At 66.1% G+C, this 11,676-nt stretch carries 8 protein-coding genes and 1 pseudogene; 6 read left to right on the top strand and 3 right to left on the bottom strand.

Features of this window, described 5'->3' with window-relative positions; all coding sequences use genetic code 11:
- The 3 genes and pseudogenes from CIC12_RS32340 to CIC12_RS32330 form a co-directional block, all read right to left on the bottom strand.
- Positions 1-192, bottom strand: a pseudogene (locus CIC12_RS32340) (cell division protein ZipA C-terminal FtsZ-binding domain-containing protein); the annotation flags it as partial.
- Between the two features lie 113 nt (positions 193-305).
- A complete protein-coding gene (gene smc / locus CIC12_RS32335) occupies positions 306-3,824 on the bottom strand; it encodes a chromosome segregation protein SMC (RefSeq protein ID WP_168670601.1) in 3,519 nt (1,172 codons plus the stop codon).
- Positions 3,825-3,973: 149 nt separating this feature from the next.
- Complete coding sequence (locus CIC12_RS32330) at positions 3,974-4,969, bottom strand: DMT family transporter (RefSeq protein WP_168670599.1); 996 nt, start codon at positions 4,967-4,969, stop codon at positions 3,974-3,976.
- A 497-nt stretch (positions 4,970-5,466) separates the two neighbouring features.
- Here CIC12_RS32330 and dapC point away from each other — a divergent pair, with 497 nt between their 5' ends.
- From dapC to cls, 6 genes are all read left to right on the top strand, one after another.
- Positions 5,467-6,684: a succinyldiaminopimelate transaminase gene (gene dapC, locus CIC12_RS32325; RefSeq protein ID WP_168670597.1), complete on the top strand. Its 1,218-nt coding sequence runs from the start codon at positions 5,467-5,469 to the stop codon at positions 6,682-6,684.
- Positions 6,685-6,771: 87 nt separating this feature from the next.
- Complete coding sequence (dapD, locus tag CIC12_RS32320; RefSeq protein ID WP_168670595.1) at positions 6,772-7,599, top strand: 2,3,4,5-tetrahydropyridine-2,6-dicarboxylate N-succinyltransferase; 828 nt, start codon at positions 6,772-6,774, stop codon at positions 7,597-7,599.
- Positions 7,599-7,964 (top strand): ArsC family reductase, encoded by a 366-nt coding sequence (locus CIC12_RS32315; protein WP_006053008.1) that lies wholly within the window; start codon positions 7,599-7,601, stop codon positions 7,962-7,964. Before dapD ends, CIC12_RS32315 begins: the two co-directional genes overlap by 1 nt.
- 153 nt (positions 7,965-8,117) lie before the next feature.
- Positions 8,118-9,257, top strand: coding sequence for a succinyl-diaminopimelate desuccinylase (dapE, locus tag CIC12_RS32310; RefSeq protein ID WP_168670593.1), 1,140 nt, complete (start codon positions 8,118-8,120; stop codon positions 9,255-9,257).
- Between the two features lie 16 nt (positions 9,258-9,273).
- A complete protein-coding gene (gene prmB, locus CIC12_RS32305; RefSeq protein WP_168670591.1) occupies positions 9,274-10,158 on the top strand; it encodes a 50S ribosomal protein L3 N(5)-glutamine methyltransferase in 885 nt (294 codons plus the stop codon).
- Between the two features lie 65 nt (positions 10,159-10,223).
- A complete protein-coding gene (cls, locus tag CIC12_RS32300) occupies positions 10,224-11,675 on the top strand; it encodes a cardiolipin synthase (RefSeq protein ID WP_168670589.1) in 1,452 nt (483 codons plus the stop codon).
- The last annotated feature ends 1 nt before the right edge of the window (position 11,676 follow it).

The raw sequence follows: 11,676 nt of genomic DNA, 5'->3' as shown, positions 1-11,676 counted from the left end.
CGTTGGCCGGGCCGGTTCGATGAACGGACTCTGCTCCTCCTGATCGTCCCGCGCGAAAGTTTCAGCGGTCTCGGCAGGCATCGGGCGCGGCATCTTGCGACGCACCTTGGCGCTCTGCCACGCGTTGTACACGACCACGCCCCCGACCACCACGGCACCCGCGCCGATCAAACCGAGTGTCAACTCGTCCATGCATGCTCCATCAGCAATTCTTTTATCCGCGCGGTCATGCGCCCGCTCCAGGTGTCGCGCGGCCTGCCATGCAAGCCGCTGCGCTGAACGCGGACGCCCGCGAAGGCTTTAACTCAAACGATATTCTGGGCGAAACCGGCCGCCGTTTCCATGTCGACCGCGACGATGCGCGACACGCCCTGCTCCTGCATGGTCACACCGATCAACTGTTGCGCCATTTCCATCGCGATCTTGTTGTGCGAGATGAACAGAAACTGGGTTTTGTCCGACATCGCCCGCACGAGGTTCGCGAAACGTTCCGTGTTGGCGTCGTCGAGCGGCGCGTCCACTTCGTCGAGCAGACAGAACGGCGCCGGATTCAGCTGGAACATCGCGAACACCAGCGCGGTGGCGGTCAACGCTTTCTCGCCGCCCGACAGCAGGTGAATGGTCGAATTCTTCTTGCCCGGAGGCTGCGCCATCACCTGCACGCCGGCGTCGAGAATCTCGTCGCCGGTCATGATCAGCTTCGCCTGACCGCCGCCGAACAGACGCGGGAACAGTTCGCCGAAATGACGGTTCACTTCGTCGAAGGTGCCTTGCAACAGCGTGCGCGTTTCGGCGTCGATCTTGCGGATCGCGTCTTCGAGCGTTTCGATCGCGCTCGTCAGGTCGGCCGATTGCGAGTCGAGGAACGTCTTGCGCTCGGTGGCCGCCTTCAGCTCATCGAGCGCGGCCATGTTGACCGGGCCGAGCGCGACGATTGCGTTGTTGACACGCGTGACTTCGCCTTGCAGATACGACGGCTTCATGTCCGGCGTGAGCTTGGCCTGCAGTTCGGCCTCGTCGACGCCCGCCGCCGCAAGTTGCTCGATGAACTGCTCGCCGTTCAGACGCGCAGCCTGCTCCTTCAACTGCAATTCGTTGATGCGCTCGCGCAGTGGTTGCAGCGCGCGCTCGGTGGCGAGGCGGGTTTCGTCGGCGGCGCGCAGCCTGGCGGTCAGATCGTCCAGTNCCAGGCGCGCGGCATGCAGCGCCTCTTCCTTGACCGAACGGATGTCGAGCGCGTCCTGCAGGCCGGTGTGCGCGGTCTGCTCGTTGATCGTCTCCAGCTCGGCGCGCGCGTCTTCCAGCGACGCCGCGACACGCTCGCTCTGCTCGTGCGCGACCTGGATGCTGCGCTTCAGTTCGTCGATACGGTTCGCCATGTTGCGCGCGGCGAAGCGCGCATCGGTGGCGCCCCGGTCCAGGTCGCGCGCCTGGCCGCGCGCGGTGGTCAGTTCTTCGTCGAGTGCCTCGAAGGCCAGCTGGTGATCTTCGAAACGCGCCTGCAGTTCGGCCAGTTCGCCGTCGTGCCGCTCGAAGTTCGCCTCCGATTCCGCACGCATCGCGCGCTGCTCCTCGATCTGCGCGGTGATCTCTTCGAGCTCCTCGCGAATCTGCGTGCTGCGCTGCGTGTAGCGCTCGTGCGCCTGGGTGAGCTTGAGCACATCCATCTGCAGCGCGTGCACGCGCTGTGTCGCGCGCTCGGCCTGCTGACGCACGTCGGTCAGTGCCTGCGCGGCTTGCGTGTGCGCGGCTTCGGCGCGGATCGCGGCGGCTTTCGCCTCGTCGGCGAGCAAGGCCTGCGCGCGCACCTGGCGCGCGAGGTTTTCGATTTCCTGCTGACGGGCCAGCATGCCGGCCTGTTCCGAATCGGCTGCATACAGCTGCACGCCGACGCGCGTCACGACGTGCCCCGCCTTTACAACGAACGAGCCGCCTTCCGGCAATTGCGAGCGCATGCCGAGCGCCTGCTGCAGGTCGTCGGCCACGAACGCGAGCCCGAGCCAGTCGGTCAGCACCGCGCGGATGCCCGCGTCGTCGATGCGCACGAGCGACAGCAGCGGCCGCAAAGCGGGCGGCGTGGCGACCGGCTGACCGGCGACGGGCGGTGCGTAGAACGCGAGCTTTGCGGGCGGTGCGTCGGTGGCGAACGCTTTGACCCAGTCGAGGTTCGACACTTCGAGTGCGGCTAGCCGCTCGCGCAACACCGCTTCGAGCGCGGCTTCCCAACCGGCTTCGACGTGCAGCTTCTTCCACAGACGCGGCAGGCCGCCCAGTTCGTGCTTGTCGAGCCACGGCTGGATCTTGCCTTCGGTCTGGACGTTTTCCTGCAACTGCTTGAGCGCGGCGAGGCGTGCGTCGAGCTGATGGATCTGCGCGCTTTCGGCCTGCACGCGCTCCTGCGCGGTGCGGCGTTCGGCGTCCAGACGCGGCAGCGTTTCCTGCGCGTCGGTCAGACGCGCCTGTGCGTCGTGCAGGATCTCTTCGTGCTCGGCGAGCTGCATGCGCAGGTCTTCGAGCTGCGCTTCGTCGGGCGCGTCGAGGCCGCCCGCTTCGAGCTTCAGGCGCTCGTGACGCTGCTGCAGCTGCTGCAACTGCTGATCAGCATTGCGCTGATGCGCGGCTTCGAGCTTCAACGCCTGTTCGGTCTGCGCGATCCCGCCGCGCTCCGCGTTCAGCTCGGTCTGCGCGTCGCGCCAACGCGCTTCGAGTGCGGGCATCGCGTCGTGCTTCGCGGCGGCTTCGTCTTCGGCGAGCGCGGCTTTTTCTTCGGCGACGGCCAGTTGCTCTTCGGCGTCTTCGAGGTCGCCCTGCGCCTTTTCGGCTTGCGACTGCCACTGCTCGCGCTGCGCGCTCAGCGCGGCGATCTGCGCCTGCACGCGGTTGCGCGATTCGACGATGAACTTGATCTCGGCTTCAAGGCGGCTGACCTCCGAGTTCGCCTCGTACAGCGCGCCTTGCGCGCCCTGCATTGCATCGCTCGCGGAATAATGCGCGACTCGCAGCGTTTCGAGTTGCGCTTCGACTTCCCGCAGCTTCGCGGTTTGCGCTTCGAGGTCGATCTGCGCCTGTTCGATCGCGCGTTGCTGGCGCTCCTGCTCGCTGCCGGCTTCGTTCTTGCGCAACAGCCACAACAGACGCTGCTTCTCTTCGCCGTCCGTCTGCAGTTCCTTGTAGCGCGTGGCGACCACCGCCTGGCCTTCGAGCTTCTCGAGGTTGGTCCCCAGCTCGCGGACGATGTCCTCGACCCGCGTCAGATTCTCGCGCGTGTCGTGCAGACGGTTCTCGGTCTCGCGGCGGCGTTCCTTGTACTTCGACACGCCGGCGGCTTCTTCGAGGAACACCCGCAGCTCTTCCGGCTTCGCCTCGATCAGGCGCGCGATCATGCCCTGCCCGATGATCGCGTACGCGCGCGGCCCGAGGCCGGTGCCGAGGAAGATGTCCTGAATGTCGCGGCGGCGCGCGGGCAGATTGTTGATGTAGTAGCTCGAGGTGCCGTCGCGCGTGAGCACGCGCTTCACGGCGATCTCGGCATATTGGCCCCACTGACCGGCGGCGCGGCCGTCGGCGTTGTCGAACACGAGTTCGACGCTGGCGCGGCTGCCGGGCTTGCGCGCGGTCGAGCCATTGAAGATCACGTCCTGCATCGACTCGCCGCGCAGCTCGGAGGCGCGCGATTCGCCGAGCACCCAGCGCACGGCATCGATGATGTTGGACTTGCCGCACCCGTTCGGCCCCACCACGCCAACCAGCTGGCCCGGAACCTGGAAATGCGTGGGATCGACGAATGACTTGAAGCCAGCGAGTTTGATCGAGGTCAGACGCACGGCGATTTCGCTGTTTGAAAAGGGAAAATGATAAGTGGCTCGTGAAGGCCGCGTGAGCCGTTCGCCGTGACGGCGAAGCGGCCCGCGATCCTTCGCGACACGGGCGCCGGCGGCACGCGGTCAGACATGCGCCGGCCAATGAGGGGCAATCATACCATCGCGCGTGGGCGATTCTTACCGCCCTTATGGTCGTCGCGACCGGCATCGCGCGCGTCGTCGAGGCTCGCGTCGGCGGTGGCCGGATCGGGCGGCACGGCCTTGCTCCGATGCACCCAACTCGACAGCGCCGAGGCCAGCACGATGCACACGCCGCCGGCCCATTCGCGCGGGCCCGGCGTCTCGCCGGCGAACAGCCACGCGGACAGCGCGGTGACCACGATCTCGAACAGCATGATGATCGACGCGCGATTGGCCGGCACGCGCGCAAGTCCGTACTGCACCAGCATGTTGTTCGAAGCCAGCAGCAGACCTAGGCCGAGCACGAGCCACGCGGCAGTGCCCAGATGCGCACCGGTGGGCGGCGCGGGCATCGCTTCGAACAGCGACGCGCAAGCGCTGAAGAGCGCCGCGCCGCCGAAGACGGTCGCGGTGCGCATTTCCGGCTTCATGTCCGGCAGCACGCGGCTCGTCTTGAGGATCAGCACGTTGCTCATCGCAAAGCCCATGCCGCCCGCGAGGCCCGCCCATTCGGCGAGATTGCCGGGCAACGGAATACCCAGTTGCGGTGACCACAGCATGGTCATCGCCCCGGCCAGCGACAGCGCCGCGAGGGCCGCGCCTGCCCATGTCAGCCGCTCGTACAGGATGAAATGTGCGAAGAGCGCCGTCCACGCCGGGGTGAGATAGAACAGCAGCAGCACGCGCATCACCTGGCCATGAATCGAGCCCCACACGAAGCCGAGATTGGTGACGCCCGCGGCCAGCGCGAGCGCCGGCAGCAGCCAGTGCCAGCGCACCGTCTTGAGCGCGCGATGGCGCACCAGCAGCACGAACAGGCAGCCGGCGCCGCTCGTCAGCGCGCTGGCCGCGGTACCGGTGACGCCGAGCGCCGCGAGCATGCGCAGCGGATACCAGATCATCCCCCATACCGATGCGCCCAGCATGATCGCGAGCGTCGGCCAGCCGTTGCGAAGCCAGTGGGTCATCGCGCGGGGCTCCTCGTCTTGCCGTCAACGAGTGCGGCGGGTGTCCGCCCGCGTCGTGCGGCTGTCTCCTGAACTGCTGCTGCGTACATTGCTGCTCCTGCTTCTTTTCGTGCGCGAACCGTGTGCGGCTCGCGTCGTTCCCGCTGCAACGCATACGCTGCGCCGCCTGGCGGGTTGTGCCGCTGCTTGCCGGCGCGACGTGTTTCGTCTGCAGCGTGGTTCCGTTGCGCGACACGGTGCAAGGCGCCCGCGATTGCCGCCGCGCCGCCATACCGGGCCTGTCGACTGCTTACCGGCCGCGCACCGCCTGCCTACTCACTTGTCCATTCATCCGTCTCGCGTTGTCCGCCACGTCATGCGCGCCACGCTATAATCATCCGTTTGCCGCCGCTGCCGGCCCGTGCGCCCGGCGCTTCAGCGGGCTGCGCCACCGGTGCGCGTGCGGCGCTTCTTCCAGCATCATCTGCGCCCCTCTTCGATCAGGCTCGATCCGCCCAGTGAACCCGCTACTCGACTCCCTTCAGTCCTACCCGTTCGAAAAGCTGCGCGTGCTTTTCAAGGACGTTACGCCGCCCGCCGGCCTTGCGCACATCAGCTTCGGCATCGGCGAGCCGAAACATCCGACGCCCGCGCTGATCCGCGACGCCGTGGTGGCCTCGCTCGGCGGCCTCGCCGCGTATCCGGCCACGCTCGGAACGCCCGCGCTGCGCGAATCGATCGCGCACTGGATCACACAGCGCTACACCCTGCCGCCGCTCGACCCGACCACCCAGGTGCTGCCGGTGTCGGGCTCACGCGAGGCGCTGTTCGCTCTCGCACAGACGGTGCTGGACCCACGGCGCAATGCCGGCGGCGAGCCTGCGATCGTACTCTGTCCGAACCCGTTCTACCAAATCTACGAAGGCGCGGCGCTGCTCGGCGGCGCGCAGCCGTACTTCGTCAATAGCGATCCGGCGCGCAACTTCGCGTGCGACTACTTGGCGGTGCCGGCCGACATCTGGGCCCGCACGCAACTGCTGTACGTCTGCTCGCCCGGCAACCCGACGGGCGCGGTACTCACGCTCGACGACTGGCGCGAGCTGTTCGCGCTGTCGGATCGCTATGGTTTCGTGATCGCGTCGGACGAATGCTATTCGGAAATCTATTTCGACGAAGCGCATCCGCCGCTCGGCGGCCTGGAAGCCGCGCACCAGCTCGGCCGCGGCTTCGAGCGCCTCGTCATACTGTCGAGCCTGTCCAAGCGTTCGAACGTGCCGGGCATGCGCTCGGGCTTTGTCGCCGGCGACGCGGCGATCCTCAAGGCCTTCCTGCTGTACCGCACGTACCACGGCGCGGCGCTCTCGACGGTATTCCAGAGCGCCAGCATCGCCGCCTGGAACGACGAAACGCACGTGCGCGAGAACCGCGCGAAGTACGTGCGGAAGTTCTCCACCGTCACGCCGATGCTCGCCGACGTGCTCGACGTGCGCCTGCCGGACGCCGCGTTCTACCTGTGGGCGGACGTCTCGCGCACCGGTCTGTCGGACACCGAGTTCGCCCAGCGCCTGTACGCCGACTATAATGTGACGGTTCTGCCGGGCTCGTTCCTCGCGCGTACCGCGCACGGCGTGAACCCCGGCCGCGATTTCGTGCGCCTCGCGCTCGTCGCCGACGTCGACGAATGCACCGAAGGCGCGCAGCGGATCGTCGATTTTTGTCGCGCGCTCGCCGGTTGAGTTTCGCGAGATCGTTCAACACTCACAGGCAGCTCCTGGCGCATCGCATCCCCTCTTCAGACTTCAACTCTTCAGAAAAGCACGCATATGTCGCAACAACTTCAGCAGATCATTGACACCGCCTGGGAAAACCGCGCCGACCTCTCGCCGAAGGCCGCTCCGGCCGACGTGCGCGAAGCCGTCGCCCACGCGATCGAGCAACTGGACAAGGGCGCGCTGCGCGTCGCCGAAAAGAAGGACGGCGACTGGGTCGTCAACCAATGGCTGAAGAAGGCCGTGCTGCTGTCGTTCCGCCTCGAAGACAACGCGCCGATGCCGGCCGGCGGCTACAGCCAGTTCTACGACAAGGTGCCGTCGAAGTTCGCCAACTACACCGCTGAAGACTTCGCCGCCGGCGGCTTCCGCGTGGTACCGCCCGCGATCGCGCGCCGCGGCTCGTTCATCGCGAAGAACGTCGTGCTGATGCCGTCGTACACCAACATCGGCGCATACGTCGACGAAGGCACGATGGTCGACACGTGGGCTACCGTCGGCTCGTGCGCGCAGATCGGCAAGAACGTGCACCTGTCGGGCGGCGTCGGCATCGGCGGCGTGCTGGAGCCGCTGCAGGCAAACCCGGTCATCATCGAAGACAACTGCTTCATCGGCGCACGCTCAGAAGTCGTGGAAGGCGTGATCGTCGAAGAGAACTCGGTGATCTCGATGGGCGTGTACCTCGGCCAGAGCACCAAGATTTACGACCGCGAAACCGGCGAAGTCACGTACGGCCGCATTCCGGCGGGCTCGGTGGTGGTGGCGGGCAACCTGCCGTCGAAGGACGGCTCGCACAGCCTGTACTGCGCGGTGATCGTCAAGAAGGTCGACGCCAAGACCCGCGCGAAGGTCGGCCTGAACGAGCTGCTGCGAGGCGATTGATGGCGCGCGGCACGAAAACCGTCGTCTACGGCATCCCGAACTGCGACACCGTGAAAAAGGCCCGCGTGTGGCTGGAAGAACACGGCGTCGAGTTCGAGTTTCACGACTTCAAGAAAGCCGGCGTGACCGAGCCGCTCGTGCAGGACTGGCTGAAGGACGTGAAGCTCGACGCGTTGCTGAACCGTCGCGGCACGACGTGGCGCGGTCTGTCCGACGACATGAAGGCGGCCGCGGACACGCAGCCAGGCGCGATCGCGTTGATGATTCACAAGCCGTCGGTGATCAAGCGGCCGGTGCTGGTGGTCAACGGGCGCGTCAAGTCGCTCGGTTTTTCCGCCGACGAGTACGCGGCGCTGTTCGCGTAATCCGACGCGTGTGACTGAACGCACGCGCAGAACGAGTCAGCAGGAACAAGCAGTCAGCGCGGCGCACGCCGCGTGCATCAAACGCTGTTGCCGGCTGCGGTGATCAACCGCCAGCCGGCATTTTTTCATTTCAAAGTGGCTTGTACTGAATCCATGTCCGGCACCCTCGCCCTTACCGAACAACTGATCGCGCGCGCGTCCGTCACGCCCGACGACCAGCATTGCCAGCGCCTCCTGATCGAACGCCTGTCCGCGCTCGGCTTCGAGCACGAGACGATCGAATCGAACGGCGTGACCAACCTGTGGGCCGTCAAACGCGGCGTCGACGGCACGCAGGGCAAACTGCTCGCGTTCGCCGGACACACTGACGTCGTGCCGAGTGGTCCTCTCGAGCAGTGGCACTCGGCGCCGTTCGAGCCGACCCGGCGCGACGGCAAGCTGTACGGCCGCGGCGCGGCGGATATGAAGGCGTCGATCGCGGGCTTCGTGGTGGCGAGCGAGGAATTCGTGGCGGCGCACCCCGCGCACCGCGGCTCGATCGCGTTCCTGATCACGAGCGACGAAGAAGGCCCGGCCACCGACGGCACCGTCAAGGTCGTCGAAGCGCTGCAGGCGCGCGGCGAGCGCATGGACTACTGCATCGTCGGCGAACCGACGTCGAGCGCGCAGTTCGGCGACATGGTGAAGAACGGCCGGCGCGGTTCGATGTCGGGCAAGCTGATCGTCAAGGGCGTGCAAGGCCACATCGCGTATCCGCATCTGGCGAAGAATCCGGTGCATCTGCTTGCGCCTGCGCTCGCCGAGCTGGTGGCCGAACGCTGGGACGACGGCAACGAATACTTCCCGCCCACCACGTGGCAGGTGTCGAACATCCACAGCGGCACCGGCGCGAGCAATGTGATCCCGGGCCACGCGGACGTGATGTTCAACTTCCGCTTCTCGACCGCCAGCACGGTCGAAGGTTTGCAGGCCCGCGTGCATGCGATCCTCGACAAACACGGCCTCGCATACGATTTGCAGTGGAACGTGAGCGGTCTGCCGTTCCTGACGCCGCGCGGCGAGTTGTCGAACGCGCTCGCGAAGGCGATCAGGGACGAGACCGGCGTGGCCACCGAACTGTCGACTACCGGCGGCACGTCGGACGGCCGCTTCATCGCGCGCATCTGCGAGCAGGTGATCGAATTCGGCCCGCTGAACGCCAGCATCCACAAGATCGACGAACATATCGAAGTCGCACACATCGAGCCGCTGAAGAACGTGTATCGCCGCGTGCTCGAACAACTGATCGCCTGACCAAGGACTATTCGCGATGACGCTCCCGTTTTCCACTGTCCGCGACCTGCTGCGTTTCGCGGTGTCGCGCTTCAACCAGGCCGAGCTGTCGTTCGGCCACGGTTCGGCCAACGCGTACGACGAAGCCGCCTACCTGATCCTGCATACGTTGCATCTGCCGCTCGATCTGCTCGATCCGTTCCTCGACGCACGCCTGAGTGCGGCCGAGATCGACGCCGTGCTGAACGTCATCGAGCGCCGCGCGGCCGACCGCGTGCCGGCCGCCTATATCACGCAGGAAGCGTGGATGCACGGCTTTCGCTTTCACGTCGATGAGCGCGTGATCGTGCCGCGTTCGTTCATCGGCGAACTGCTGCAGGACGGCCTGCAGCCGTACGTGGAAGATCCCGAACAGGTAAGCGCCGTGCTGGAGCTATGCACCGGCTCCGGTTGCCTTGCGATTCTCGCGGCGCATGCGTTCCCGAATGCGGATATCGACGCCGTGGACCTGTCGGCGCCGGCGCTCGAAGTCGCGACGCGCAACGTGACGGACTACAAGCTCCACGACCGCATCGCGCTGTTCGAAGGCGATCTGTATGCGCCGCTCGCCGAGCGCCGCTACGACGTGATCATCAGCAATCCGCCGTACGTGAACGCGGCGTCGATGCAGGAACTGCCCGCCGAATACAGGCACGAGCCGGACATGGCGCTCGCGGGCGGTGCGGACGGCATGGACATCGTGCGCCGGATCATCGCCGGGGCGCGCAACTGGCTGACCGAAGACGGCGTGCTGGTGGTCGAAATCGGCAACGAGCGCGCGCACGTCGAAGCGGCGTTCGGCGGTCTGGATCTCGTCTGGCTGTCGACCAGCGCCGGCGACGACAACGTGTTTCTGATTCAGGCGGCGGATCTGCCCGTCTGAGGTTCCGTCGGCAAGTGGTGCAGGTGCGGTAGCGCCGCGCCGCTTCGCCTACTCTTCGCGAGCTTATGCAATTCGACCTGCTTCACGTCGGCCCGCTGGTCGCTCTCGCCCACATCCTCGGCGTCATCGCGGCATGTCACGCGATTCTCAACACCCGCACATCGCAAGGTGCTATTGCGTGGGCCGTGTCGCTGGTTGCGATGCCTTATCTGACGCTGGTCCCGTATCTCTTCCTCGGGCGCAGCAAGTTCGCCGGCTATGCGGACGCGCGCCGCGTGGAGAACGAACTGCTGCGCACGCGTGCGCATCCACCCGAATGGGACGCGCAGGCTTCGTCGGCGGGATTACCCACGCAGCAGCTCGGCGGCAGGTTCGCGCATTCGCTCACGCGTCTCGGCGGCATGCCGTTCTTGCCGGGCAATTCCGTGCGCACGCTAGTGAATGGCGCCGCAACGTTCGAGGCCATTTTTGAAGCAATCGGGAACGCACGCCACTACGTGATCGTGCAGTTCTTCATCGTGCGCGACGACGCACTCGGCGAGATGCTCAAAGACGCGCTCATCGCCAAGGCCAGCCAGGGCGTGCGCGTCTACTTCCTGTACGACAGCATCGGCAGCTTCGATCTGCCGCACCGCTATGTCGCGGCGCTGCGCGCGGGCGGCGTCGAGATGCATCCGTTCGCGACCCACCGCCGTTTCGTCAACCGCCTGCAACTGAACTTTCGCAACCACCGCAAGATCGTGTCGGTGGATGGTGAGCGTGCGTTTGTCGGCGGCCATAACGTGGGCGTCGAATATCTTGGCGGCAGGGCGCCGCTGTCGCCGTGGCGCGATACGCATATCGAGGTGCGCGGCCCGGCGGTCGCGAGCATCCAGTTCGTCTTCACCGAGGACTGGCACTGGGCCACGCAACAGTTGCCCGAGTTCGATATGCCTGCGGCGACACCCGGCGCCCCTGCCGGGCACGAGGGCATGCACTGCCTCGTCGTGCCGAGCGGTCCGGCCGACAAGCAGGAAACCTGTTCGCTCTTCTTCGTCGAAGCGATCAATGCGGCGCGCGAGCGCGTCTGGATCACCACGCCCTACCTCGTGCCGGACGAAGCCGTATTTTCGGCGCTGCGGCTCGCGGTGCTGCGCGGCGTCGACGTGCGCATCCTGATTCCGTGCCGGCGCGACCACCTGGTGGTGTTCGCCGCCTCGAAGCTGTATGCGTACGACTCGCTGCGCGCGGGCATCCGCATCTTTCGCTACCAGCCGGGCTTCCTGCATCAGAAGGTCGTCCTGATCGACAGCGTGGCTGCCGCGATCGGCAGTGCCAATCTCGACAACCGCTCTTTCCGGCTGAACTTCGAAATCATGGTGCTGACCGTGGACCACGGCTTCGCGCAGGAAGTCGAAACGATGCTGCTGAACGATTTCGCCGAATCGCTCGAAATCGATCGCAACGAATACCGGCACGCGAGCGCGCTGCGGCGCGTGCTAATGCACGTGGCGCGGCTTTTTTCACCGATTCTTTAGG

Source organism: Paraburkholderia sp. SG-MS1 (assembly GCF_012275575.1).
GTDB lineage: Bacteria > Pseudomonadota > Gammaproteobacteria > Burkholderiales > Burkholderiaceae > Paraburkholderia.
Note: the sequence above shows the minus strand (reverse complement) of the source record. Positions and strands in the feature narration are given on the sequence as shown.

Bases quoted from the DNA above. Each gene is read 5' to 3' on its own strand.
- CIC12_RS32330 (WP_168670599.1), bottom strand. From the start codon at position 4,969: ATGACCCACTGGCTTCGCAACGGCTGGCCGACGCTCGCGATCATGCTG.
- dapD (WP_168670595.1), top strand. From the start codon at position 6,772: ATGTCGCAACAACTTCAGCAGATCATTGACACCGCCTGGGAAAACCGC.
- CIC12_RS32315 (WP_006053008.1), top strand. From the start codon at position 7,599: ATGGCGCGCGGCACGAAAACCGTCGTCTACGGCATCCCGAACTGCGAC.
- dapE (WP_168670593.1), top strand. From the start codon at position 8,118: ATGTCCGGCACCCTCGCCCTTACCGAACAACTGATCGCGCGCGCGTCC.
- prmB (WP_168670591.1), top strand. From the start codon at position 9,274: ATGACGCTCCCGTTTTCCACTGTCCGCGACCTGCTGCGTTTCGCGGTG.
- cls (WP_168670589.1), top strand. From the start codon at position 10,224: ATGCAATTCGACCTGCTTCACGTCGGCCCGCTGGTCGCTCTCGCCCAC.